Source organism: Actinoplanes sandaracinus, assembly GCF_030009775.1.
In the GTDB taxonomy this organism is placed as follows: Bacteria; Actinomycetota; Actinomycetes; order Mycobacteriales; family Micromonosporaceae; genus Actinoplanes; species Actinoplanes sandaracinus.
Genome location: NZ_JASCTH010000038.1, coordinates 1 through 24,685, shown reverse-complemented (window position 1 = coordinate 24,685; position 24,685 = coordinate 1). Strand labels below are relative to the sequence as shown.

Annotated in this window: 24 protein-coding genes, 1 pseudogene and 1 riboswitch; of the genes and pseudogenes, 16 read left to right on the top strand and 9 right to left on the bottom strand. The window is 70.7% G+C overall.

Annotation, left to right across the window (positions count from 1 at the left end; translation table 11 throughout):
* The first annotated feature begins 2 nt into the window (after positions 1-2).
* On the top strand, positions 3-512 hold the full coding sequence (locus tag QLQ12_RS40415; RefSeq protein WP_282766297.1) for a hypothetical protein: 510 nt from the start codon (positions 3-5) through the stop codon (positions 510-512).
* Here QLQ12_RS40415 and cydB read toward each other — a convergent pair.
* Both cydB and QLQ12_RS40405 read right to left on the bottom strand, forming a co-directional pair.
* Positions 464-1,444: a cytochrome d ubiquinol oxidase subunit II gene (gene cydB, locus QLQ12_RS40410; RefSeq protein ID WP_282766296.1), complete on the bottom strand. Its 981-nt coding sequence runs from the start codon at positions 1,442-1,444 to the stop codon at positions 464-466. The two genes, QLQ12_RS40415 and cydB, sit on opposite strands and share 49 nt — an antisense overlap.
* A gap of 145 nt (positions 1,445-1,589) precedes the next feature.
* Entirely contained in the window at positions 1,590-3,014 is a 1,425-nt protein-coding gene (locus tag QLQ12_RS40405) for a cytochrome ubiquinol oxidase subunit I (RefSeq protein ID WP_282766295.1), read from the bottom strand.
* 81 nt (positions 3,015-3,095) lie between these two features.
* Between QLQ12_RS40405 and QLQ12_RS40400 the strand changes: the two genes are divergently transcribed.
* From QLQ12_RS40400 to QLQ12_RS40390, 3 genes are all read left to right on the top strand, one after another.
* Positions 3,096-3,449 carry a BlaI/MecI/CopY family transcriptional regulator gene (locus QLQ12_RS40400; RefSeq protein WP_282766294.1) on the top strand — a complete coding sequence of 118 codons (354 nt, stop codon included), beginning with the start codon at positions 3,096-3,098 and terminating at the stop codon, positions 3,447-3,449.
* A complete protein-coding gene (locus QLQ12_RS40395) occupies positions 3,446-4,354 on the top strand; it encodes a M56 family metallopeptidase (protein ID WP_282766293.1) in 909 nt (302 codons plus the stop codon). Before QLQ12_RS40400 ends, QLQ12_RS40395 begins: the two co-directional genes overlap by 4 nt.
* A gap of 123 nt (positions 4,355-4,477) precedes the next feature.
* Positions 4,478-4,612, top strand: a riboswitch (cyclic di-AMP (ydaO/yuaA leader).
* 15 nt (positions 4,613-4,627) lie between these two features.
* A complete protein-coding gene (locus tag QLQ12_RS40390) occupies positions 4,628-5,617 on the top strand; it encodes a C40 family peptidase (protein WP_282766292.1) in 990 nt (329 codons plus the stop codon).
* An 85-nt stretch (positions 5,618-5,702) separates the two neighbouring features.
* Here QLQ12_RS40390 and QLQ12_RS40385 read toward each other — a convergent pair whose 3' ends face one another.
* Positions 5,703-6,122 (bottom strand): MarR family winged helix-turn-helix transcriptional regulator, encoded by a 420-nt coding sequence (locus QLQ12_RS40385; protein ID WP_282766291.1) that lies wholly within the window; start codon positions 6,120-6,122, stop codon positions 5,703-5,705.
* A gap of 53 nt (positions 6,123-6,175) precedes the next feature.
* Between QLQ12_RS40385 and QLQ12_RS40380 the strand changes: the two genes are divergently transcribed.
* A complete protein-coding gene (locus QLQ12_RS40380; protein ID WP_282766290.1) occupies positions 6,176-7,240 on the top strand; it encodes an epoxide hydrolase family protein in 1,065 nt (354 codons plus the stop codon).
* A 37-nt stretch (positions 7,241-7,277) separates the two neighbouring features.
* Here the strand turns inward: QLQ12_RS40380 and QLQ12_RS40375 are convergent, their stop codons facing one another.
* Positions 7,278-8,015 (bottom strand): DivIVA domain-containing protein, encoded by a 738-nt coding sequence (locus QLQ12_RS40375; RefSeq protein WP_282766289.1) that lies wholly within the window; start codon positions 8,013-8,015, stop codon positions 7,278-7,280.
* Between the two features lie 272 nt (positions 8,016-8,287).
* Between QLQ12_RS40375 and QLQ12_RS40370 the strand changes: the two genes are divergently transcribed.
* The 5 genes from QLQ12_RS40370 (at position 8,288) to QLQ12_RS40350 (ending at position 12,403) form a co-directional block, all read left to right on the top strand.
* Positions 8,288-9,529 carry an ATP-binding protein gene (locus QLQ12_RS40370; protein ID WP_282766288.1) on the top strand — a complete coding sequence of 414 codons (1,242 nt, stop codon included), beginning with the start codon at positions 8,288-8,290 and terminating at the stop codon, positions 9,527-9,529.
* 60 nt (positions 9,530-9,589) lie between these two features.
* A complete protein-coding gene (locus QLQ12_RS40365; protein ID WP_282766287.1) occupies positions 9,590-10,612 on the top strand; it encodes a tetratricopeptide repeat protein in 1,023 nt (340 codons plus the stop codon).
* A gap of 84 nt (positions 10,613-10,696) precedes the next feature.
* On the top strand, positions 10,697-11,188 hold the full coding sequence (locus tag QLQ12_RS40360; protein ID WP_282766286.1) for a permease-like cell division protein FtsX: 492 nt from the start codon (positions 10,697-10,699) through the stop codon (positions 11,186-11,188).
* Complete coding sequence (locus tag QLQ12_RS40355) at positions 11,188-11,706, top strand: permease-like cell division protein FtsX (protein ID WP_282766285.1); 519 nt, start codon at positions 11,188-11,190, stop codon at positions 11,704-11,706. The genes QLQ12_RS40360 and QLQ12_RS40355 overlap by 1 nt, the downstream gene beginning before the upstream one ends.
* A 1-nt stretch (position 11,707) precedes the next feature.
* Positions 11,708-12,403 (top strand): HAD family hydrolase, encoded by a 696-nt coding sequence (locus tag QLQ12_RS40350; protein ID WP_282766284.1) that lies wholly within the window; start codon positions 11,708-11,710, stop codon positions 12,401-12,403.
* A gap of 61 nt (positions 12,404-12,464) precedes the next feature.
* Here the strand turns inward: QLQ12_RS40350 and QLQ12_RS40345 are convergent, their stop codons facing one another.
* Positions 12,465-13,637, bottom strand: a complete 1,173-nt coding sequence (locus QLQ12_RS40345; RefSeq protein WP_282766283.1) for a LolA family protein — start codon at positions 13,635-13,637, stop codon at positions 12,465-12,467.
* A 132-nt stretch (positions 13,638-13,769) separates the two neighbouring features.
* Here QLQ12_RS40345 and QLQ12_RS40340 point away from each other — a divergent pair, with 132 nt between their 5' ends.
* The 6 genes from QLQ12_RS40340 to QLQ12_RS40315 all read left to right on the top strand — a co-directional run bounded on the left by QLQ12_RS40340 (position 13,770) and on the right by QLQ12_RS40315 (position 20,279).
* Positions 13,770-14,747: an intradiol ring-cleavage dioxygenase gene (locus QLQ12_RS40340; RefSeq protein ID WP_282766282.1), complete on the top strand. Its 978-nt coding sequence runs from the start codon at positions 13,770-13,772 to the stop codon at positions 14,745-14,747.
* Positions 14,748-14,822: 75 nt separating this feature from the next.
* A complete protein-coding gene (locus QLQ12_RS40335; RefSeq protein WP_282766281.1) occupies positions 14,823-15,491 on the top strand; it encodes a response regulator transcription factor in 669 nt (222 codons plus the stop codon).
* 44 nt (positions 15,492-15,535) lie between these two features.
* Entirely contained in the window at positions 15,536-16,843 is a 1,308-nt protein-coding gene (locus QLQ12_RS40330) for a sensor histidine kinase (protein WP_407651692.1), read from the top strand.
* Between the two features lie 86 nt (positions 16,844-16,929).
* Positions 16,930-17,673 (top strand): Pr6Pr family membrane protein, encoded by a 744-nt coding sequence (locus tag QLQ12_RS40325; RefSeq protein ID WP_282766280.1) that lies wholly within the window; start codon positions 16,930-16,932, stop codon positions 17,671-17,673.
* Between the two features lie 472 nt (positions 17,674-18,145).
* Positions 18,146-19,588, top strand: coding sequence for a sensor histidine kinase (locus QLQ12_RS40320; RefSeq protein ID WP_282766279.1), 1,443 nt, complete (start codon positions 18,146-18,148; stop codon positions 19,586-19,588).
* Positions 19,589-19,595: 7 nt separating this feature from the next.
* The gene (locus QLQ12_RS40315; protein WP_282766278.1) at positions 19,596-20,279 is read left to right on the top strand and encodes a response regulator; all 684 of its coding nucleotides are present in this window, start codon (positions 19,596-19,598) and stop codon (positions 20,277-20,279) included.
* Between the two features lie 42 nt (positions 20,280-20,321).
* On the opposite strand, the pseudogene QLQ12_RS40310 reads toward QLQ12_RS40315, so the two are convergent.
* From QLQ12_RS40310 to QLQ12_RS40295, 4 genes and pseudogenes are all read right to left on the bottom strand, one after another.
* Positions 20,322-20,681, bottom strand: a pseudogene (locus tag QLQ12_RS40310) (phosphatase PAP2 family protein); the annotation flags it as partial.
* Between the two features lie 522 nt (positions 20,682-21,203).
* On the bottom strand, positions 21,204-21,641 hold the full coding sequence (locus tag QLQ12_RS40305; protein WP_282766277.1) for a hypothetical protein: 438 nt from the start codon (positions 21,639-21,641) through the stop codon (positions 21,204-21,206).
* A 735-nt stretch (positions 21,642-22,376) separates the two neighbouring features.
* A complete protein-coding gene (locus QLQ12_RS40300) occupies positions 22,377-23,468 on the bottom strand; it encodes an IS630 family transposase (RefSeq protein WP_282766275.1) in 1,092 nt (363 codons plus the stop codon).
* Between the two features lie 35 nt (positions 23,469-23,503).
* Entirely contained in the window at positions 23,504-24,415 is a 912-nt protein-coding gene (locus QLQ12_RS40295; protein WP_282766274.1) for a pentapeptide repeat-containing protein, read from the bottom strand.
* Positions 24,416-24,685 lie beyond the last annotated feature (270 nt).

The window sequence follows — 24,685 nt, the reverse complement described above, 5'->3', positions numbered from 1 at the left end:
TCTTGGCCTTCCCGGATTCCACGCTCCTGGCTTCCGCGCTGCCAACGTCGGCGCCGTTGGTGTACACGCGCGTCGCTACGTTCCACCGCGATCGTGGTGCGTTGACCACCTGTTCCGGTGGTTGGCGCGTCAAGGTCGCCAGTGGCGGTGGCGTTGCCGCGCTTCTTGCTTTCGTGCTGCTCGCCCTGGTGTGCACCGTGTCGTTCGGCGGCGATCTTGGTGTGTTGGCCACCGGGTGCGGTGGTTGGCGCGTCAAGGTCGCTGGTGGTGCCGCGTTGCTTGTTTTCGTGGTGCTTGCTTTGGTGTGCCGCTCGCGGTTCCATCGCGATTTTGGTGCGTTGGCCACCTACTCCGGTTATTGGCGCATCAAGATTTGCGGCGAAGAAGGCGGTAGTGGCGGCGTCCGGAGTGGTGGTGGGGGTGGTGCCGGTGGCTGGGGTGGTGGGGTGGTCGGGGGCGGCGGTCATGAGGGGACCCGGTCGCTGGCGATGCGGCGGCGGAAGACCCAGTAGGACCACGCCTGGTAGATGAGGACCCCCGGCAGGATGATGACTCCGGCGACGGTGATCAGGCGTAGCGCTTCGGGTCCGGCGGCCGCCGAGGCGCGGGTGAGGGACCACGCCGGGTCGAGGGTGCTGCGCAGGACCACGTCGCCGTGGGTGGTGAAGACGGCGACGACGGTGGCGGCGACCGCGGTGGCGACGGCGGCGAAGGACGTGGCCTCACGGGAGCGGCGTGCCTGCAGCCCGGCGATGAAGACGATCGCCGCGGCGGCAAGGGTGAGGCGGCTGCCCGTACCGATGCCGATGAGCAGAAGCGCGACGGCGCCGAAGGTGCCGGTGTGCCGGGCGACGTCGCGTGCCCGGCGGCGGACCGGGCCGGTGGTGCGCAGAGCGAGGAACGTGGCGCCGAGCAGGATCGCCGCGCCGACGGCGGCGAGGGCGCCGAGGCCGGCGGCGGGGGTGAACAGCGGGCCGAGGCTGCGGCTCAGACCGGTGCCGGTGACCTCGCCGTCGGCGCCGAGGGCGAGGCCGTCGACGAAGACGCCGAGGACGGCGCCCCAGAGCAGCACGATGCCGCCGGAGCTGGCGGCCAGCAGCAGGTCGCAGCGGCGGCGCCAGGTGGCGGAGTCGTGTTTGCCGCGGAACTCCAGGGCGACGCCACGAATCGCGAGGAGCAGCAGGATCGCGACCATCGGCAGGTAGAGGGCGGACATCAGGGCGGCGTACCAGGCCGGGAAGGCGGCGAAGGTGACGCCGACGGCGGCGACCAGCCAGACCTCGTTGCCGTCCCAGAACGGGCCGACGGTGCGGATGGCGGCGCCGCGTTCGTGTTCGTCGCGGCCGAGGACCGGGGCGAGGATGCCGACGCCGAAATCGAAGCCTTCGAGCACGAAGTAGAGCACCCAGGCGAGGACGAGCACCGCGAACCAAGACGTGATCATGGGAGGTCGCTCCAAACGGGCGAGAACTGGCGAGCGAGAGAACGGGCGAGCGAGAACTGGCGAGCGCGGAGGGTGGGCGGGAACTAGGGCACTAGGGAGCGAGGACGGTGGCCGGACTGGTGGGCGAGAACCCGGCCGGTGGGAGCTAGTAGGCGGGCACGGGCTCGGCGTCGGCGACCGCCTCCGGGGCCGGAGCGAGTGGCTTGCGGGAGAGGTGCACGACCAGGCGGTACCAGGCGACGGCGAGCAGTCCGTAGATCAGCGTGAACCCGATCAACGAGACGATCACCTCGGCGCGGGTCAGCCCGGGGGAGACGCCGTCGGCCACCGTGGAGATGCCGAACGCGAGCCACGGCTGCCGCGCTGTCTCGGTGAAGATCCAGCCGAACGTGTTGGCCGCGGCCGGGAGCACCGGGCCGAGCAGCACGAACCGGCGCAGCCAGCGCGGTGTCCCCTGCGCCGGCTGGAGCAGGCGCGGCAGGCGGCGGGTGAGGGCGAACCGGCCCCACCGCGCGTCGGGAAGAGACCACAGGTGGTACGCGGCCAGGATCATCGCGAGCACCCCGGCGCCCATCATGAGCCGGAACGTCCAGAACGCGACCGGGATCATCGGCACGTAGCTGCCCGGCCCGTACTGGGCCACATAGGCCGCCTGCAGGTCGTCGATGCCCTGCACGGTGCCGCCGAACGACCCGGTTCCGAGGAAGGACAGCAGCCCGGGGACCTCGATGCTGAAGAACGGCCGGTCGTGGCCGAGTTCCCCGATGGCGAAGACCGAGAACGGCGCGGCCGTGGTCGTCTCGTAGAGGGCTTCGGCGGCGGCCATCTTCATCGGCTGGACCGCGGTCATCACCTTGCCGAGGTGGTCGCCACTGATCGCGGTCACCGCCCCGCCGATCAGCATGACCCAGGCTCCGACCCGGGACAGGGTGCGGAACGCCGGGTCGGCGGCGACCCGCCAGATCCCGATGGCCATGAGCAGCCCGCCGCCGGCCATCGCGGCCCCGCCCATGGTGTGCGGGAACGCGGCCAGCAGGACCTCGTTGGTCAGCAGTTCGGTGAAGCTGGTGAGATGCGCCCGCCCGGTGGACTCGTCGAGGGCGTACGCCACCGGGTTCTGCATGAACGAGTTGGCGGCCAGGATGATGTAGGCCGACAGTAGCGTCCCGACGGCGACGATCACGATCGTGGCGGCGTGGATGCGCCGGGGCAGGCGGTCCCAGCCGAAGTACCACAGGGCCAGGAACGTGGCTTCGAGGAAGAACGCGAGCATCCCCTCGATCGCGAGGGTGGGACCGAACACGTCGCCGTAGAAGCGGGCGAACGCGCTCCATCCGAGTCCGAACTGGAACTCCTGGACGAGCCCGGTGACCACGCCGATCGCGAACGTGACGATCAGCAGTTTGCCGGTGAACTTGGTGAGGTGCAGGTACTTGTCACGGCCGGTGCGCATCCAGGCGAGCTGGAATCCGGCCGCGGTGGCGGAGAGACAGATCGACACCGGCACGAACAGGTAGTGGTAGATCGTCACGACCGCGAACTGAAGCCGGGTCAGGTCGAGCACGTCCATGCCGCCTCCAACAGAGAACTACGACGCTTCGTAGTAGATACTACGACCTGTAGTACGACGTATTGAAGTAGAGTGGCTCACATGGCAAGGAACGACCTTGAGCGCGAGGTCATGACGAAACTGTGGGACGCGGGTGAGCCCCTCACCGTCCGGCAGGTGCACGAGCTGCTCAGCCGTGACCGTGACCTGGCGTACACGACGGTCATGACCGTCCTCGACCGGCTCGCCAAGAAGGGCCTCGTCACCCAGCAGAGAGCGGACCGCGCCTACCGGTACGCGCCGGCCCAGACCCGCGAGGAGATGACCGCCGGTGTGATGCTGGACGCACTCAGTGCCACACCCGACCGTGATGCCGCCCTGGCGTACTTCGTCGGCCAGTTGCCGCCCGAAGCGCTGAAGGCGGCCCTCGAAAAGGTCCGTAACATCGAGCGGTGACCGCCCTCCTGCTCGGCGCCCTCGGGCTGACGCTCTCCCTGGCCGTGCCGAGACTGCTGGCGAACGCCCGGTGGCCCGACCGCGCCCCGGTCGCCGGTGTCCTGCTGTGGCAGTCACTGACGCTCACGGCCGTACTCTGCGCTCTCGGTGTGGTGCTCGCCGCCCCGGAGGAGGTGGCCCGCGCCGCCGGGGCCCGCCACCCGGAGACCGTCGCGGCCCTGTTGTTCTCACTGGCCGTGGCCGCGACCATCGTGATCCGGCTGATCGTGTCGCTGGTGCGGGTGAGCTCCCGGGCCCGCGCCCGGCGCGCCCGGCACCGCCTGCTCGTCGACCTGCTCGACCGGGTGGAGCGCCATGAGGACCTGGGCGGGGGAGAGGTGCGGGTGCTCGACGGCCCGCTGCCGCTGGCCTACTGCGTGCCGGGGCGCGATCCGCGGGTGGTGCTCAGCGACGGGGTGCTGCGGGTGCTCGACCGGGAACAGGTCGACGCGGTGCTCGCGCACGAGCGGGCCCACCTGCGGCACAAGCACGAGCTGGTGATGGAGTCGTTCACCGCGTTCTACCGGGCGGTGCCGGGGCCGCTGCGTTCGAAGGCGCCGCTGGACGCCGTACACCTGCTGTTGGAGATGGTGGCCGACGACGCGGCGCGGCGCCGGACCGGGCCGCGGCCGTTGCGGGCGGCGCTGGCCCGGCTGGCCGACGCGGTCCCCCTCGCGGAGGAGGTGACCGCCGACCCGGAGGGTGAATCCCGGCGTCGCAGGCTGGCCCGCCTCGACGGCCCGGGCGGCAGCTCGGCGGCCCTGACGGTGGCCGGGACGACCGCCGCGACCGGCCTGCTGGTGTTACCCACCGTGATCCTGGTGGTGCCCTGGCTCGCGCGGGCGCTGAACACCTGGCCATTTTAGTGACGCTGGGTATTGTCCGCCGTACATACGGTTCGGCCCCCTGTGCGACCTTCATTTGCGGTCTTGATCCGAGTACGGTGGTGCCCGGTTCGCCCAGCCCCCCATCGTCCATCCGGCCGATCTGGCGAACCACCGCCTAATCGCCTTCACGGCGAGCCGGGGAACCGAGCACCTGGGGTGAAGCCGCGGCGACGCGGCCGGGCAGCCTACCCGCGGCGAACCCGTCAGCTAACCCGGTCGGCGGCTGAGTGGGAAGAAAGGACAACGCACTACGTGAAACGGATTGGCTCGCGCCGCGCCGGCTTCATGCGCGTGCTGGTGTGCGCGGTGGCCGCGGCCGGCATCCTGGTCACCGGTCCCGCCGTCGCCCACGCGGAGCCCTCCCCCTCGGACATCGAGAAGCAGATCGACGAGGAGTGGAACAATCTCGAGCCCGTCATCGAGGACTACAACGGCACCCACACCAAGCTGATCAAGCTGCGTCAGCAGCAGAAGCAGCTGGCGGCGACGCTCGCTCCACTGCAGAAGCAGGTGGACGCGGCCATGGTGGAGGTCCGGGGTCTCGCGATCGACGCCTACATGCAGGGTCCTCCGGGCGCCGTCAACGCGATGATGCTCACCGGTTCGCCGACGGGCCTGGCCGAGAAGATGACACTGCTCGACCAGCTCGCCCACAACCGTGAGGCGTCGATCGCCGAGGTCTCGAGACTCCGCGACAAGTACGCCGCCGACAAGGCCACCGTCGACCAGCTCGAGGCCGAGATCGCTGTCCGTGACACCGATCTCGGTACGAAGAAGACGGCGATCGAGTCGGAGATCACGAAGCTCCAGAAGCTCCGGATCCAGGCGTACGGCAAGGCCAACGCGGACGACGGCGAGCTGCGCACGGGACCGTGCCCGGTCGCGTACACGAACGACAAGGGTGGCCGCGCCGCCCAGAAGGCGTGTGACCTGATCGGCAAGCCTTACGTCTTCGGTTCCAACGGCCCGAACACCTACGACTGCTCGGGTCTGACGCAGGAGGCGTGGGGGGCGGTCGGCGTGCGCCTGGAGCATTACACGAAGGATCAGTGGGGTTCCACCAAGTCGGTGACCCGGAGCGAGTTGAAGCCGGGTGACCTGGTCTTCTACTACTCCGATGTGCACCATGTCGCCATCTACATCGGCGGCAACACGGTGGTGCACGCGCCGAGCACCGGTGACCACGTGCGGATGGCCACCATCGATCGCGGGCCTATCGCCGGCTACCGCCGGCCGGCCTGACGACTCTCCGCCGGGAGGCCGCCGTCGTTCGCGACGGCGGCCTTCGTCGTTCGCGACGGCGGCCTTTCTTTGTGCGGCGTACGCGTCACCGAGCCGCATGATGGTCGAGCAGCCGCCGCAGCAGGCCGGTCAGCTGCTCCCGCTCGGCCGCCGACAGCGGGGCCAGCAGCTCGTCCTGGATGGCCGCCGCGCGTTCACCCAGCTCGGCCGCCCTCTCCCGTCCGGCCGCGGTGAGCGAGACGACGTTGCGCCGCTTGTCGGCCGGATCCGCCGAGCGCCGCACGAACCCCGCCGACTCCAGCTCGTTGAGCGCGCCCACCAGGTCGCTCAGATAGATCCCGGTGCGCCGCCCGAGCGCCGCCTGACTGGCCGGCCCGCCGGTGACCAGCGAGTCCAGCAGCCGGTAGTGGTAGCCGCGTGCTCCGGCCGCACCGAACCCCTCGGTGACGAGCCGGTGCGCGTGCGAGGAGACCTGGCTGAGCAGCCAGCTGGGCAGATGATCCACGTGTCGAGCCTAACATTGGACGCACTAACGTTAGGGGCTCTAACGTTAGTAACATGAACGAATTCCGGGTTCGTGTCCCGCAGTCCGATCTCGACGACCTCACCGAGCGCCTGGCCCGCACCCGCTGGCCCGCCGACGCCCCGGACGACTACGGCATCACCACCGGCCGGGTCCGTGCCCTGGCCGCACACTGGCTGGCATTCGACTGGCGCGCCCACGAGGCCGAGCTCAACGCGCTGCCGCAACAGGTCACCGAGATCCACGGCGACCGCGTCCACTTCGTCCACGTGCGCTCCAGCGACCCGAAGGCCCTGCCGCTGCTGCTCACCCACGGGTGGCCCGGCTCCACGGTCGAGTTCCTGGACGTCGTCGGCCCGCTGAGCGAGCACTTCCACGTGGTCGCGCCGGCGATCCCCGGCTTCGGCCTCTCCGGCCCGGCCACCGGGGCCTGGGGCGCGCGGCGCGTCGCCGAGGGCTGGGCCGAGTTGATGTCCCGCCTCGGCTACCACCGCTACGGCGCCCAGGGCGGCGACTGGGGTTCCGGCATCTCCCGCCTGCTCGCGGCGGTGGCGCCCGATCGAGTGGTCGGGGTCCACGTCAACTACCTGCCCACACCGGGGTCCCCCGACGGCCTCGGCCCCGCCGACCAGGCCCGGCTGGCGAAGACGATGCGGCTGGCCACCAACCGCCACCCGCACCAGATCCTGTTCGCCGCGACGCCGCAGACCCCGGCCTACGCCCTCAACGACTCGCCGGCGGGCCTGCTGGCGTTCATGGCCGAGAAGTTCGACACCTGGGCCGACCCGGCGACACCCGTCCCCGACGACCGCGTCGTGGCGAACATCGGCCACCACTGGCTCTTCGGCACGGCCGGCTCGGCGGCCCGCCTCGTCAAGGAGAGCGGCCTCGACGGACCGCCACCGCCCTGCCCGGTGCCGCTGGGCGTGGCCGTCCTGCCCGGCGACATCGTGCAGTCGGTGCGGCCGCTCGCCGAGCGGCGCGACACCATCACGCACTGGACCGAGTTCCCCCGTGGCGGGCACTTCGCCGCCCTCGAGGTCCCCGAGCTGTTCACCGCCGACGTGACGGCCTTCTTCCGCACCCTCACGAACCGCTGACCGGCCGGGGTCTCCGGCCGGCCGGCGCCCCGGGCGGTCAGGCCCGGTCGGTCCCGCTGGGCAGCGCCGCCGGGAGTCCCTGGGTGCCGTCGAGATCGTGTAGTTGCTGGTTGACGTGCTCGCCCAGCGCCGAGCGGTAACCCACGGCGAGCTGCCCCAGGCGGTCTATCTCCTCCAGCACCTGGGCGCGGTCACGGGCCAGGCCGTCCATCGCCTCGGTGTGGTGCCGCTGAGCGTCCGCCTCGATCGTGACCGCCGTGTGCCGGGCGTCGCCGGTGACCTGGTCGGCGCGGGCCTGCGCGTCGGCGAGCAACCGGTCCGACTCCTGCTGGGCGTCGCGCACGTGCTCGTCGGCCGTGCGCTGCGCCATCATCAGCACCCGGACGTCGCGCTCGTCGCCACCGGCTCCGGCCGGGCCGTCCTGCCGGCTCGCCGCCGCGGCGCCGGCCGTCCGCGCCTCGTGGCGCGCGCGCTCCAGCTGCTCCTGCATCCGGCGCGCCTCGTGCTCGGCGCGGGCCAGGCCCTCCCGCATCTGCCCGAGGCGGATGGCCAGCTCGGCGGCCTCGCCGTCCAGCACGGTGGTCGGCGGCTCGCCGCCACCACCGGTGCGGCGGAGGCGCTCGTTCAGTGCGCCGTTCTCCTCGATCAACCGGATCAGTTCCTGCGCGGCCTCGTCAAGAAGCGCGTCCACCTCCTCCTCGTCGTATCCCCGCTTGCCGATGGGCGGCTTCCGGAAATCCATGTTGTGGATGTCTGCGGGAGTGATCGCCATCATGACCTCGATTCCCACCGGGCCCGGTCGGGCGACCCGGCGTTGTTTGACGACTGCACCAACGCTCGCGGGTACCTGCCCGGTACGGCGGCTGCCGAACCTCTGATACGAACGGGTGCGGGCGAATCGTATCCGCCCGTGGCGAACCGGCCACCGGAAGTGATCTCGGATCCGTCGTGCGGGCGATGCCCGGACACCGCATAACGGCAGGCCGCAGCCCCGGACAGCGGCCGGTCGAGTTCTCTACCACAGGCGGCGGGGCATAATCGCTTGTCATGAGCGATGCCTTGATCAACAGCCTGGCCGCCGCGGTGCAGGCGCGTCCCGACGACCTGACGCTGCGGCTGCACCTGGCCGAGATGCTGGTGGCCGCGGGCCGGGGCGCCGAGGCGATCGGGCACGCCGCTCACCTCCTCGCCCACGAGCCGGGCAACGACGCCGCGCGGCAGGTGATGGCCCGGGCGCTGGGCGGGCCGGCTCCGGCCGTGCCCGCCCCGGCCGAGGATCGTGAGAAGCCGGCCGTGGCCGGCGGATCGGGAATGGACTGGGCGGCGCTGGAGGAGCAGTTCGGCGACGTCGTGCCGCCGCGGTTCGCGCGCGCCGACGGCGAGCCCGACCCGGTGCGCGGGCACGAGGACCGGGCCTTCGACGTCGAGCGGACCACGGTCACGCTCGCCGACGTCGGCGGGATGGCCGAGGTGAAGAAGCGGCTCGAAGTGTCGTTCCTCGGCCCGCTGCGCAACCCGAGGATGCGCACCCTGTTCGGCAAGAGCCTGCGCGGCGGGCTGCTGCTCTACGGGCCGCCCGGGTGCGGCAAGACGTTCCTGGCGCGGGCGGTCGCGGGGGAGATGGGAGCGGCCTTCATCTCGCTGAGCATCACCGACGTGCTGAACATGTGGATCGGCAGCTCCGAGCGCAACCTGCACGACCTGTTCGAGTCCGCCCGCGGGCACGCGCCGTGCGTGCTGTTCCTCGACGAGATCGACGCGCTCGGGCACAAGCGCAGCCAACTGCAGTCCTCCATGCGCACCGTGGTCAACCAGCTCCTCACCGAACTGGACGGGGTGGACGGCGGCAACGACGGGGTGTTCGTGCTGGCGGCGACGAACGCGCCGTGGGACGTGGACTCCGCACTGCGCCGGCCGGGGCGGCTGGACCGGACCGTGCTGGTGCTGCCGCCGGACTCCGCGGCCCGGGAGGCCATCCTGGAGTACCACTTGCGGGACCGGCCGGTCGCCGGGATCGACCTGGCCGCGGTGGCCGCCGCGACCGAGCACCACTCCGGCGCCGACCTGGCGCACCTGTGCGAGACCGCCGCCGAGTACGCGATGCGCGACTCCATCGCCACCGGGGAGATCCGCATGATCAACCAGGCGGACATGCTGGCCGCCGCCCGCGAGGTGCGCCCGTCCACCGACGCGTGGTTCGCCACCGCCCGCAACGTGGCGATGTTCGCCAACGAGAGCGGCGAGTACGACGACCTGGCCGCCTACCTCAAGAAGCGCAGGATCCGATGACCGCCGCCGCGTCCAGGCGCAGGACCCGATGACCGCCGCCGCGCCCGGGCGGGGGAGGCGGTGACCGCGGCCGCCCGGGCCCGGGCGCTCGCCGACGTCGGCCGGCTCGGCCAGGCCGAACAGGCCGTCCGCGCCGGCCTCGCCGAGACGCCCGCCGACGCTGAGCTGCTCAGCCTCCTGGCCGGGCTGCGGCGGTTGCAAGGTCACCACGACGATGCCCTGGAGAGCGCCGCGGCCGCGGTCGCCGCCGCTCCCGGCCACGCCGCCGTGCACATCGAACAGGCCGAGTGCCTGCTCGGTCTCGACCGCTGGGACGAGGCCCTGGCGTCGGCGCGCGAGGCGGTCCGGCTGGCACCCGGCCGGCCGGAACCACACCGGTCGCTGGCCCGCTGCCTGATCCTGCGCCGCGACCTCGGCGCCGCCCGCGAGGCGGCCACCCGTGCGGTCGAGCTGGCGCCGTACTCCGTACCCGATCTGATGACCCTCGCCGAGGTGGAGCGGACCGCGGGCCGCCGGGACGCCGCGCGCGAGGCGACGGCGCGCGCCCTGGCCGAGGATCCGGAGGATCCCGACGGCCGCTGGACGATAGCCCTGCTGGACGCCGAGAAGCTGCGGGTCCGGGAGGCCATGCTCGGCCTGCGGAGGCTCGCCGCCGACCACCCCGACCGGTACGGCGCGCCCGCCCTCACCTGGCCGATCCGCGGTCTGCTCGCCGGTCTGCGCCGCGGCCTGCTCGCCGCCGTCCCGCTGACCGCGGCCCTCGCCGGGCTGGGCCACTGGTGGCCGCCGTCGCTGCTGCTGGCGCGGGGCGCCGCCGGGGTGATGGCGTTCGTCACGATCTCGCTGGCGGCCCGCGTGCTGATCCCGGCCGGCCGCCTGCCGTGGATCTGCGCCGGCCTGCTTCCGGCGCGCCTGCGCCGCGCGGTCGGCGCCGGCCTGGTCGCCGCGGGCGCGTCGGTCCCGCTTCTTGTCTGGTACGCGACCAGCGCCCCCTGGACGGCGCTGGCGCTGGTGGCGGGCGCCCTGGTGGCGTCGCTGACCGCCGGAGCGGTGGAGCGTGCCGCATCACGTCCGGCCACGTGAATCCGGCCGCGGACCGTCGTCCGTGCCGGTCGCCCGGCCCCCACCCCTTCGACGTCATCGGCCGGGAACGTAGGCTGTGTGCCCGTGATCGACCTCGCTGACTCGCCGGAACCGGAGGCGCCCTCGCCTCCACGCCCACACCGGCTCGTGCTCGTCGCCGGCCTCTCCCTCATGGCCGGCGCGGGAGCGGCGGTGGCGGTGCTGCTGTTCACCGGCTGGCGGCCGACCCCGATCCATCAGTACGAGGTCACCGTCGTGCTCAAGGTCGAGACCACCGTGGAGCAGCGCAACGAGATCAGCGTGGCGCTGGAGAACATCGTTCCCGGCGACGGCGTGCGCCTGGTCACCCGGGAGGAGACGTTCGAACAGCTCCGCACCGCGTGGGAGTCGAGGAACAGGGACCTGCCCGATTCGGTGACCCCCGCCACCATGCGGGAGCAACTCAAGATCTCCACCAGCGGGCGGAGCCTCGACTGCGGCTCGCTGGACGTCCTGCAGGACGACACCCGGGTCGACGACCTTCTCGTCTCGCGGGTCAACGGCGACAACGGCCAGAAGGCCTGGATCGTCTGCTGATGACCGCCCCGGAACTGGAAGGCCCCGTGAGCATGACCGACATCGTCGAATCGGGCGAGCCGTCCGCGCCCGCTGTGCGCCGGGCCCGCCCGGTCCGTCTCGCCGGCGTCTGTGCCCTGGTGGGCGCGATCGTGGCGGTGGCGGTGCTCCTCGTCGCCGGCTGGCGGGCGATGCCGGTCAACCGGTACGAGGTCCTGGTGTTCCTGGACGCCGAGGCCACCGCCGAGCAGCGGGAGACGATCCGGGTGGCGCTGAACGACCTGCCCTACAAGCAGAACGCGCGGCCGCGAACCAAGGCGGAGTCCCGCGCCGAGGTCAAGAAGCTGTACGCCGCCGCCGGCGACTCCCTGCCGGAGACGGCGAGCCCGGAGTCGGTGGCCGAGTCGCTGATGGTGCGCACGTCCGGCCGTGCCTTCGACTGCTCCCCGCTCGCCGCCGTCACCGGCCTGCCCGGTGTGGCCAATCTCCTCGTCAACGAGTACCGCAAGGGCCGGCACCTCTCCTCGATCGCCTGCTGACATGCGGGCGGTCCTGTTCGATCTCGACGACACCCTCGTCGACCAGGAGACGGCGGCCGGCGCGGCGGTCGTCTCCTGGGCCGCGACGCTCGGCATCACCGGGCCCGGGGTGGCCGCCGATTGGGCGCGGATCGCCGAACCGCACTACGCCCGCTACCAGCGGCGCGAGATCACCTTCACCGGGCAGCGCCGCGAACGGGTCCGTGAGTTCCTGGCGGCCTCCCCGGCCCGCCACCCGGGCGCCGTTCTGACCGACGAGGAAGCGGACGGCTTGTTCGCCGGATACCTGGAACGCTACGAGTCCGGCTGGGCCGCCTTCGACGACGCCGTGCCCGCGCTGCGCCACGCCCGCGCCACCGGCCTGACCGTGGCCGTGCTGACCAACGGCGACGAGGCCCAGCAACGCCGCAAACTCGACCGGACCGGCCTCGCCGCCGAGATCGACGTGCTGGTCGCGTCGTCGGCGCTGCCCGCCGGCAAGCCGGACCCGCGTGCCTTCCGGGCCGCCGTCGACCTGCTGGGGGTGGACGCGAGCGAGGCGCTGATGGTCGGCGACTCACTCGACAAGGACATCCGCGGCGCCCTGGCCGCCGGCCTGCCCGCGGTGCTCCTCGACCGCCACGGCGTTCACGCCGGCGCCGGGGTGCCCACCGTGCGGACCCTGCTCGACCTGGCCCCGCACCTCGGCCGGGCCTGACACGAAGACGGGAGCCCCCGCCGCGACGCGGCGAGGGCTCCCGGGTGGAACGCCGGCTACGCTACTTCTGAGCGGCGGCCGTGTAGAGGGCCTCCGGCGTGACGGCGCCGGCGAGCACCCGGCCGTCGTCGGTCAGCAGCACGCTGAACAGGGAGCCGCTGAGCAGCTTGCCCGAGCCCCACGAACCGCTCACCGGCTGGAGGATGCCGAGGAAGTCGTCGAGGACCGCGTCGGCGCCCTCCGGCGTCTTCGCCTCGCCGGCCTTCGGCTCTCCGGCCTTCGGCAGTTCCGGAGCCTTGCCCACGACGATCGAGGTCCAGCCCTGGCCGACGACCTTGTAGGCGTCGGACTCGGCCGCCTGCTTGACGGCTTCCTCCGCGGCCTTCTCCGCCTTCTCGGCCTCCGCCGCCGAGTGCTTCAGCGCGTCGGCCGGGATGGCCTCCTCGGTGATCTTCGCGCCCGGCGGCGGGTTGAACGTGAACTGCGAGTCGGCCGGCACCGCGAAGGTGATCTGCTCGAACGCCACCCGGAACGCGGGCTTGGTGTTGTTCTTCGCGTAGACGTCGACGCGCAGCGGGATGTGCTCCTCGGCGTCGATCGCCAGGCGCACCTGGCCGACCAGCGAGTTGGTGTCACGCGGGCTGATCACCAGCTCGTACGCGTCCCGCCCGGCGACCTCGGCCGCGCCGGTCGTCTCCACCTTGGTGGTGTCGTCGATCGCCGCCAGTGCCGCGTCGGCCGCCTCCTGCGGTGTGGACGGCAGCCCGCTCGGTGTCGCGTCCGCATGCGGAGCCTCGGCCGGCAGCTTCAGGTGGGTGCCGGTGTTCTCGGCACTCGTCCAGAGCCACACGTCGGTGCCGTTGCGGATCACGTCGGTCTGGTTGCTCGTGCCGAGCAACGAGAACCTCATCTTCTCCTCTCCCGCGTACCACACGCGGGCGGTGTTGCTCCCGGCGATCAGGCTGGTCAGGTTGCCGCTGCCGCCCGCCGCGTTGCCGAGCAGCCCCGCGATGCCCGGCAGCCCGAGATCGGCGCTCTGCACCACGGTGCCGGAGAACGCCTCCGGGTCGGCGCTCTGCAGGTCGACGAGCAGTTGTGCGGCACTGCGCTCGGGCAGCGCCGGGTCGGCGTTCGCCACGATCGTTCCGGCCGCCGCGCCGCCCCCGATGACCACGATCGCGGCTGCCGACGGGATCAGCCAGCGCAGTGCCGGCCTGGACCTCAACACGGACACGATGTCCACCTCCCGAATCTCTGAGGCCCATCCTGCTCCCGCACCGCTGTGATCCGGCTGAGAAAGCCCCCTAGGGGAGCATGGGCATATAGCTTAAAAGCTCGTATAAGAGACAAAAGGATCGAGAGACCGATGACCACGTACGAGGGCCATGAGCTGCCCAAACCCGGCGAAGAACTGGTCGACCAGGGGCTCGCCTTCGACCTCGGCACCATTCGCCGGCGCCAGGTGTTGCGGGCGTTCGGCCTGGGCGCGATGGCTCTCGGCCTCGGCGGCTGCGGCACGGACCGGGAGACCGCCACCACCGCCGAGACCAACACGGCGATCGGCGAGATCCCGGACGAGACCGCCGGGCCGTACCCCGGCGACGGCTCGAACGGCCCCAACGTGCTGACCGAGAGCGGCGTGATCCGCAGTGACATCCGCACCAGCTTCGGCGACCTCACCGGCACCGCCGAGGGCGTCCCGATGACGCTGACGCTGACGATCAAGGACCTGGCGAACTCCAGCGCGGCCTACGCCGGGGTGGCCGTCTACGTCTGGCACTGCAACCGAGCCGGCGAGTACTCGCTCTACTCCACCGGCGTCACCGAGCAGAACTACCTGCGTGGCGTTCAGATCGCCGACGCCAACGGCGAGGTCAGGTTCACCAGCGTCTTCCCGGCCTGCTACTCCGGACGATGGCCGCACGTCCACTTCGAGGTCTACCCGGACCAGGCGAGCATCACCGACGCGTCCAAGGCGATCGCCACCTCCCAGGTGGCGCTGCCCAAGGAGATCTGCGACGAGGTCTTCAAGCAGACGGGGTACGAGGCCTCGGTCACCAACCTCACCCAGATCTCCCTGGACGACGACAATGTGTTCGGCGAGGACTCCGCGGCGATGCAGCTGGCGACCGTCACCGGCAGTGTGACGAGCGGGCTGGCGGCCTCCCTGGAAGTGGGCGTGGACACCACGACCACCCCGACCGGCGGCCAGCTCACCGGCGACGGCGCGCCCTCCGGAGCGCCCGGCGGTGGCGGCCCGAGCGGTGGCGGCCCGAGCGGTGGGCCGGGCGGGGCGCCGCCGTCCGGCGGGATGCGCGGCCCGAGCGGGACGCCGCCGAGCTGAGCCGCTGACCTGAGCCGCTGAGACCTCGCTGAGAGCCGGTCGGAGAATGTCGGAGCGGCATGCCAAGGTGTGGGGGTGCGGGTGCTGGTGGTGGAGGACGAAGCGCGGCTCGCCGCGGCGTTACGGCGTGGCCTGCAGGCCGAGGGTTTCGCGGTGGACATCGCCGCCGACGGGCAGGACGGCCTGGAGATGGCCCGCCACGGCGGATATGACGCGATGATCCTCGACGTGATGCTGCCACGCCTGTCCGGTTATCGGGTGGTGCGGCAACTGCGCGCCGAGCGGCACTGGCTTCCGGTGCTGATGCTCAGCGCTAAGGACGGGGAGTATGACCAGGCCGACGGCCTCGACTGCGGCGCCGACGACTATCTGACGAAGCCCTTCTCGTACATCGTCCTGCTCGCCCGTCTCCGGGCCCTGCTGCGCCGCGGCGCGCAGGCCCGCCCGGTGGTGCTCGCGTTCGGTGACGTGGAGCTGGATCCGGCGGAGCGCCGCGTCCTCGTCGCGGGCGCCGAGGTGACCCTGACCACCCGCGAGTTCGCCCTGCTGGAATACCTCATGCGCCGTCCCGGCCAGGTCGTCTCCAAGACCGAGCTGCTGGACCACGTCTGGGACGCCGCGCTGGACACCGCGCCCAACGCGGTAGAGGTGTATGTCGGCTATCTGCGCCGCAAGATCGGCCGTGAGCGTCTGGAGACCGTCCGCGGCGCCGGGTACCGGCTCGCCATCGTCGCGGCGGGCTGATCGTGCGCCGCCGCCTCCGTGAGCTCAGCCTGCGGGCCAGGCTGCTGCTGGTCTCCACCATGGCGGTCGTGCTCGGCCTGTCCGCCGGCGGTGTGCTGCTGATCGTGGTCCTGGGCTATGCGCAGGTCCGGGCGGAGCACAGCGAGGCGATGGCCACCGCCCGCGGCGTGGCCGCTCTGATCGACCGCAACTCGCTGCCCCGCCTGATCGCCGTCGCGCCGAACGTGCAGGTCCAGGTCATCGACGAGGACAACAAGGTGGCCGCGGTGTCCGCCACCGCCCGCGACCAGCTCGTCCCGATGCTCACCCCGGAGCAGCTGGACGGCCTCGCCGACGGGCACGAGGTGCCGATCGCCGGCTACCTGATCGGCTACGAGGGAACCGCCAGCGTCGTGCAGCTGACCGCTGGGCCGCCGACCGCCCCGCTGCGCATTTTGGTGGCCCGCTCCACCGAGGAGATCGCCCAGAGCGTTCACGTGCTCCGGATCACCCTGCTGATCCTCTATCCGCTGCTCGCCGCGCTGCTCGCCGCCGTGCTGTGGCGGGTGCTCGGCGCGGCTCTGCGCCCGGTCGACGCGCTCCGAGCGGGCGCCGAGGAGATCACCGATGGCACGCGGGCCGGCCGGCTGCCGGTCCCCGACTCCCACGACGAGGTCCACCGTCTCGCGGTGACGCTCAACGACATGCTGCACCGCCTCGACGCGGCCCGTGCGCGGCAGCGCGCGTTCGTCGCCGACGCCGCACACGAGCTGCGCAGCCCGCTCACCAACATGCGCACCGAGCTGGAGGTGGCGCAGCACCTGCCGGACGACACCGACTGGCCCGCGCTCACCGACGACCTGCTCGCCGACGTGCAGCGGCTGTCCCGGCTGGTCGACGACCTGCTGCTGCTGGCCCGCTCGGACGAGGGCGTGATCACCGCGCGGGTCGAGGAGATCGACCTCGGTCAGCTCGTCGGCGAGGCCGTGCAACGCTATCCCGGAGTGGAGTTCGACGAGCCGGGAAAGCCGTTGCCACTGCTCGCCGAGCCGGACGCGCTGGCCCGCGTGGTGACGAACCTGCTGGACAACGCCTGCCGGCACCGCCGGGAAACAGTGGCGGTCGCCGTCGCCGAGGACGGCTCCGACCTGCTGGTCGTCGTCACCGACGACGGTCCGGGCATCCCCGAGGAGGACCGGCAGCGCGTCTTCCAGCGGTTCACCCGTCTCGACGACGCCCGCGCCCGCGACGCGGGCGGGTCCGGGCTCGGCCTCGCCATCGTCCGGGAACTGGTGCGCCGGCATCGCGGCGCGGTCACCCTCGGCGACGCTCATCCCGGCTTGCGCGTCGAGGTGCGGCTGCCGAAGCCCTGATCCCACAGCGGCCTCTTCCCGCCCGGCCCGCCCACCCGGCGGTGGCCGCTGTAGCGCGGGCGGCAAGATCAAGCTTTACTACCGGGGTGAACGGATCTCGTGTCTACGCCCGGCTCTGGCATGGGCTCCTCGCCGTCGTGGTGCTCGGCTCGCTGGTGACCCAGATGGTGCTGACCGCGCAGGGTTCGCCGGGTGCGGACGGCGTGGTGCAGCCGGCGGTCACCCGGTTCGTTCGCCTGTTCAGCTACTTCACGATCCAGAGCAACATCCTGCTGCTGATCGTTTCGGTGACCCTCGCGCTGAATCCCGATCGCGATGGCCGGCTCTGGCGGGTGATCCGCCTCGACGCTGTGCTGGGAATCATCATCACCGGCCTGGTCTACGCGACGGTGCTGGCCGGCGTGGCGAACCCGACCGGCGCCGGCCGGTGGTCCAATCTGGGCTTCCACTACGTCGCGCCGTGGTGGGCGCTGCTCGGCTGGCTGTTGTTCGGGCCGCGGACGCGGATGGACAAGCGGACATTGGGGTGGGCGGTGGTGTGGCCGATTTTGTGGATCGGTTACACGTTTGCCCATGGTGCGGCGACTGATTGGTATCCGTACCCTTTTGCCAGCGTGACCGATCTTGGTTATGGCGCCGCGGTCCGCAATATGGTTTTTGTAGTTTTGATTGCGGTTCTGTTCGGGGCGATCCTGTGGGCCTTGGATCGGCGCTTGCCAGGCGGGCACTCGGTCACCGTGTTCTCCGTGCCACTTGCGGAGGTCGACGAGGCCGTAGCGGGCGTTGATCGGAGTTCTGCCGGCGCCGCAGGCGTCGGCCGTCTGGAATAGGACTACTGGTCCGGCGGAGGCTTTGGCCTTTTGGCCTGGCCAAGCCTGCCGGCAGGTTGTATGGCATCAGAACGAAGTACCGCGTGAGCCGTGGCTCGCTCTGTAGGACTCGATCGACGGATCCGGTGGTCTGTTTCAGTTCGTCACTTCAGGCGTCACCTCGCCGACCGGGCCAGCGCGAATATTCGTGAGAACGAGAGCCACTTGTTGACCATGGCCGAGGAGGCGACGAGGTCAGCACATGGCCGCCGAGTCACTCTCCGTAGATGTCGACCGCGATGACCCAGGATGGCGCGACGCGCGCTCGTGCCGTGTGTGCCGCCACGAAGTCGCTGAGATGACTGATTGGCTCGGGCGTGCGATGCCTGGCGGTTCTCGGCCTCGACGACGGACGGCGGGTACCGCCTGGCGCGTACGCTGATTTGTCTTTCGGCAGTGTCGGGCGGCAGCCGCAGCCCGTACCGTCGCCTCGGTGAAGCGCGCAACGATCAAGGTGGCGGTGGCAGCCGTTCCGGCTGTCACCGCACGGGCTGTCGACCCAGGATTTCTTCTGACGGGGTCGGCGATCGTGTTTGCCGGTCTGAGCATGGTGAGCGTGTGGTGGGCGCTGCCGACCGTGGTTACCGCGTTCCTGGCCGGACGGCGCCCGGGGCGGACGGGTCCGACAGTGCTCGCGCTGGTGGCGGTGCTCGCGGCCGGTGTGGTGGTGTTCTCGGTCGTGCCCGGCTGGCTGCCGCTGGCGAGCCGGTTCCTGATTGTGGTCGTTGCCGCCACGATGTCGCCATGGTTCGCGGGACGATTCTGGCGCCAGTATCAGGATCTGGCCCGGGCCGGCTGGGAACGGGCCGAGCAGGCGCAGCGTGAACAGCGGCTGGTCGCCGAACAGGCGCGGCTGCGCGAACGGGCGCGGATCGCCCAGGACATGCATGACCTGCTCGGCCACGACCTCAGCTTGATCGCTCTGTCCGCGGGCGCGTTGAAACTCGCGCCGGACCTGCAAGAGCACCACCGTAAGGCCGCCGCGGATCTCAGGGTCCGGGCCGCGGCCGCGGTGGAACGACTCGGCGAGGTGATCGGCGTCCTGCGTGAGCAGACCGACAACGCCCCTATGGACGCCCAAGGCCCCGATCTCGCGGCGCTGACGGCTGCGGCGTCCGCATCGGGGCTGGTGGTGGAGCTGCGTATCGATGGTGAGGCAGGCGATCTGCCGCCGATGGCCGAGCGGGCCATGCACCGGGTCGCGCAGGAGGCGCTGACCAATGTGGCCAGACACGCGCCTGGAGCGACGGCGATCATTTCTGTGACGCATACGGTGGCCGAGACGGCGATCGTGGTGGAGAACGGCCCGCCATCGTCGCGTGCTGGCCTGCAGTCCCGGCCTCGCGGCGGCGGCGGGCGTGGCCTGGTCGGTCTCGCCGAACGAGTGCGGCTGGTCGGCGGCACTTTCGAGTACGGCCCGCACCACGGAGGTTTCGCCGTCACCGCGCGGATCCCGCATAGCCCCGTTTCACCGCCGGCGGCCCCTCGGACCGACCGGGCGCTGCCGCAGGAACATCGCCGCGCCCGGCGGCGTGTGGGCCGGTCGTTGGTCATCGCGGTGATGGTGCCGCTGGTCACCGGTGCGCTGCTGAGCGGGGCCCTGGCAGGATGGGAGACGTTGTCCGCGTCACAGGCGGTGCTGGAGCCGGGCGACTACGCCCGCCTGCGTATCGGGCAAGATCGTTCCGAGGTGGAGCGTCTCCTGCCGCGGCGGCAGACGGGCCACCGACCGCTGACCGCCGAGCCGACAGGAGACGGCACGACGTGCGAGTACTATGCGATGACGGCCGACCGGTTCGACTCCCGCTCCGGAGACGCCTACCGGCTTTGCTTCCGGGACGACGTCCTGGTGTCACGGGACACGGTCACTCCATGAGTGCCCGATGATCCGGGTCCTGATCGCCGACGACGAGCCGATGATCCGGGCGGGGCTGCGCGCGGTACTCGCCACGGATCCGGACATCGACGTCATCGCCGAGGCCGGCGACGGGCACAACGCCGTGGAGCTGGCGCGGCGGCACCGTCCGGCGGTGGCCGTCCTCGACATCCGGATGCCCGACATGAACGGCATCGAAGCGATGGCGGAACTCCGCAGGACCGTACCGGCCACGCGCGTGATCATGCTGACCACGTTCGGGGAGGACGACTACATCCTGCAGGCGCTCGGCGGCGGCGCCGCCGGCTTTCTGATCAAGTCCGGCGAACCCGAGGAACTGATCACCGGGGTACGCGCGGTGGCCGACGGCGCCGCCTACCTGTCACCGAAAGTCGCGGCCCGCGTCGTCGCGCACCTCGCCGCGACGGGCGCCGGCACTCTGGCCACGCGACGCTCCAACGCCCGGAACCGGGCCGCCGCCCTCACCGCCCGGGAACGGGAGGTGCTGGCGTTGCTCGGAAACGGACTGTCCAACGGGCAGATAGCCCGACGGCTGCACGTGGTGGAGGGAACGGCAAAGGCCCATGTGAGTTCCATCCTGGCCAGGCTGGGCGTGGACAACCGAGCCGCGGCCGCGGTCGTCGCCCACGAGGCCGGGATCGCTGCTCCACCACCTGCTCGACAACGATGACACCACCTGCTGGACAGGCGACATGAGCGCGAGCAGGGTAGCCGCCACCACCGCCCCACCGAGAATCGCACCGGCCAGCACATCGTGTGGGTAATGAACCCCCACCAGGACACGCAGCAACGCGGCAGCCCCGGCCAGCGGCAACGTGACCACGACAAGGCGCGGCCACAGCACCGCCAACCCGACGGCCAACCCAGCCGCCAGGGTGGCGTGGTTGCTCGGGAACGACCAGTCCCCGGCCTCGGGACAGTCGGCGATCAACTCGACCCCCGTACGCAGCGCACGGCACGGCCGCTCCTCATCCACCACCAGCTTGATCGCTTCACTGACGGCGTACGCCACGACGGTACCGAAACCGGTCAGCACGGTCCCGGCGATCCCTCGCCCGTCCCGGCGGCGCATCGCTGTCCACCACATCCAGGCCAGCGACATTCCGAGGATCACCAGAGTGCCCTCGGTGGCCACCTCCAGGAGCGGGCCGAGCCACGACGACGCGCCCGCCACCGCCGCGGTGACCGATCGATATCCGGACGCCGAGGCTCCGCCGGTGACCTCCACTGCCCCGACCCGGCCCAGCCCGCCCGGAGCAAGCCAGGCGACCATCGCCGCCGCCGATCCCAGGATGCCCAACGCGCCCAGCAGCCGGATCTTCTCTCGTGTTCCTTGTTCCATGGGGACTGACCGTAGAAACGAAAACGACCGGCAACCCGAGCCGAACGGCAACACCGCACCCCCGACGATCGTCAGGGTTGACCGCTCCGCAGCGAGCAACGCGGCAGACAACGCAAGCAGTGGAACTCCGGCCCATCACCATGCGTAAGCGGACCCATTCTCGAAGACACACGCGGTAGACCGAACCGGACGGTGGCGCCGGAACTCGGGACATCGAGAACGATGGCCCTTCCTGCCGTTTGTGCTTGGTCATCACTCGCGCGGTTCTGCAGAGTGGTCGGTGTCGCTGCTGAGCGCTGGTCTTGGTGCCGGCGGGCGCGGCGGTGATGGCGCCTCGCTCAATGCGGCGGTAGTTGCGGAGCGCCTCAGCTCCGCGCCTACGGTGTCGGATTGCTGGTAGACGATTTCTGCCTGCGGCGCCGCTGTGGGCCATGTTTGGATCAAGTAGCTCTCGGTCGGTTCGAAGGCGACCGCGTCCGGATGGAGATCACGGCCGGCGGCATGGACCCGGAATCGATACGTTCCCGGCCCATTGGTGGTCAGCGCGGGCAGCGGCGGCGGGTCGTCCATGAGGGCTCGTACGACAACGTCGCCGGTGCTGGCGTGGAAGTCGGTTTCGATGACCTCGTCCCAGTCGCCGGTTTCGACGTGCGCCGGGAGCGACTGTCTGACCTCGACGGTCACGGTCACGCGTCCGCTGCTGGCTCCGGTGGTGATGGCCGCGGCGTCAGGGGTGACGGCGATGAGCCCGTTGGCCGTCGTTCTCGATGACCCGGTTGTTGATGTAGAAGCTGTTCAGCAGGCCACCTGCGCGGGATGTTGGTCTGGAAGATGGCGTTGGACTCGACGTCTCGACCCACCGACAAGACGGTGGGCGGCAGGGTCCACGTGGAGGTGAAGCAGTTCCCCTGGCAGCGGGCGCTGTCGGGGGTTATCACAGTGCCGACGGCCGCGTTCAGGATCGAGTACGGGTACACCTCCAGTTGCTGGCACCGCCTCGTCGCGACGCTACCTGGCCAGTTCGGCATCGAGACGCAACGCTGGGTGCAGGTACTGCGCGGGCGCGGGCGCCCCCGCCGTCGGGCAGTGCACGGAGGGCCCGGCTGCTCGGGCGAGAGCACCCTTGAGGGGTGTGAGCCCCGGCCATCGGGATTGGCGCGACGGTAGGTCAGGACGGGCTCTCCGGGCTGTCGGTGGAAGCGGGGTCCTCGCGCTGATTGCCGTCCCGTTCTTCAGTCTTGTCCAGAGTGCGTAGAAGGTCTGAGGTGATCGGAATATCCGGAAAGGTTATGGAGATCGGCGGTATCCGTTGAAGTGAAGGGACGCGGGAGGGTAACTCCCCAGGTAGCCGCGTTTGGTCGTTCATATATGCGTCCTGGACCTGCTCGCGGGTGAGGCCGTGGACCGTGGTGAGGTCGACACTGTCTAGTGCCCTGAGTCGTTAATACGGCCGCAGTAGCGGGCGATGGAGTCGAGGATCTGGTCGGCGGTCTTGGTCCAGACGTAGGGCTTGGGGTCGTCGTTCCAGGTCTCGATCCATTGCCGGATGTCGGTGTTGAGTTCGCGGACGCTGCGGTGGGTGCCACGTTGCAGCTTCTTGGTGGTCAGCTCGGCGAACCAGCGTTCGACGAGGTTGAGCCAGGAACTGCTGGTCGGGGTGAAGTGCAGGACGAACCGCGGATGGGCGGTCAGCCACCGTTTGATCGCCGGAGTCTTGTGGGTGGAGGCGTTGTCCAGCACGACGTGTACGTCGAGACCAGCGGGCACCTGTTGGTCGAGGGTGACCAGGAACTTCTTGAACTCGATCGCCCGGGTGCGGGCGTGCAGCGAGCCGATCACCTTGCCGGTGGCCAGGTTGAGGGCGGCGTAGAGGCTGGAGGTGCCGGCCCGGACGTAGTCGTGGGTGGCTCGTTCGGGGGTGCCGGGCATCATCGGCAGGATCGGTGCGGTCCGGTCGAGGGCCTGGATCTGGGATTTCTCGTCCACGCAGAGCACCACGGCGCGTTCGGGCGGGTTCAGGTAGAGGCCGACGACGTCGCGGACCTTGTCGATGAACTGTGGGTCCTTCGACAGTTTCCAGGTGTCCTGCCGGTGGGGTTGCAGGCCGAACGCACGCCAGATCCGCGAGATCGCGGTCTGCGACAAGCCGACATGTGCGGCCATCGACCGGGTCGACCAGTGGGTGGCGTCCTTCGGGGAGGTCTCCAGGGTCGCGGTGATCACCCGCTCCACGTCGGCGTCGGCGATCGTGCGGGGCCGGCCGGGACGGGGCTCGTCAACGAGGCCGTCGAGACGGTGGGAGGCGAACCGGTTACGCCACTTGTGAATCATGTTCCGGGAGACCCCGAGCCGGTCAGCGACCTGCACGTTCGTGTCAGCCGGATGCTCAGCGCAGGCCAGCACGATCCGCGATCGGGCGGCGAGTGCCTGGGCTGACGACGGCCGACGCGACCAGGCGAGCAACTGCTCGCGTTCGTCGTCGGTGAGCACGATCGGGACGGCTACCGGAGAAGGCATCCACCACACGTACCCACCGACATCGATTTAACGACTCAGGACACTAGGCGGGCCCCCACCAGTACGGCTCCGTCGAGCTTTGTCTTGTGCATGATCGCGTGATCGAGATGGGCTTCATTCAGGAATGCGTCGGTAAGGTCCGCGCCGGTGAATCGGGCACCCTGCAGGCTGGCTTTGCCTAGGTCGGCCAGGGACAGGTCGGTCTCCGAGAGTCGTGCGTGGCGCAGTATGGCTGCCTGAAGACGCGCGTGACGCAGCCGGGCACGGAACAGCTCGGCGCCGAGCAGGTTGGCATGGGAGAGGTCGGCGCCACGCAGGTCGGCATTCTGCAGGATCACGCCTGGTAGCCGCATCCCGCGTAACCCGGCGCGGCGCAGCCGGGCGTTGGATAGGTCGACGGGCAGAGGCTCGTCGCGGGTGGGACGTCGGCCCAGCACGGTGAGCGCGGCCTGCACATCGGCGGCCGGCCGCGCCCAAGTGGCCCACTTGTCGTCCGCTGGCTCTGCCGGCATGTCGCGGGTGTGCTCGCGGATGAACGCGGCGAGCACCTCCACCACGGTGGGATGGTCGCGCTCAGACTCGGCCATCAAATGTTCTAGCGCGTAGATGCCGCCGAGGCGTTCGGTGAGCTTCTCGGAGGCGAGTTGGGCGATGGCTTTGGTGTAGCGGTCGGTGAACTGTGCGCGGCGGGTCAGGTAGAAGGTGCGGGCGGTGAACGCGGCGCCGGTGAGCAGGCCCACGCCGCCGACCGCGGCGAGCAGAGTCTGCCGGGTGGCGTTGCGGGCGTCGGCCTTGTCCTTGCCCTGGAGATGCTTGGCCGGGGTGGCCCACCAGGCGACCGGCCCCAGCAGCAGCACGAGTACCCCGGCGGCGGCGAGCACAGCCAGGGGCACCCAGACGCTGGGATGCCGAGCCATGCGTTGCAGCCGAGAGAGCGGTTGCCTCATCAGGAGAGGATAATTTGGGGTTCCCGGTCGACCCAGGCCATAACTTGGTCATTCGCCGGCTCTACCCCTACAAGGCGCCCTGCGTCGCTCAGATCGGCACGCTGCTCCACGGCCAGGTGCACGCTGCTCCACGGCCAGGTGATTGTCAAGCCCCGGGTTTGATGGAGAGTTGTTTAGCTGGTTTCCAGGGGTGCGGTGACCGGTCGGGTCATCGCGTGTAGGTCCTCGTATTCGGCGGGTGGGACGTGGCCGAGCTCGCCGTGCAGGCGC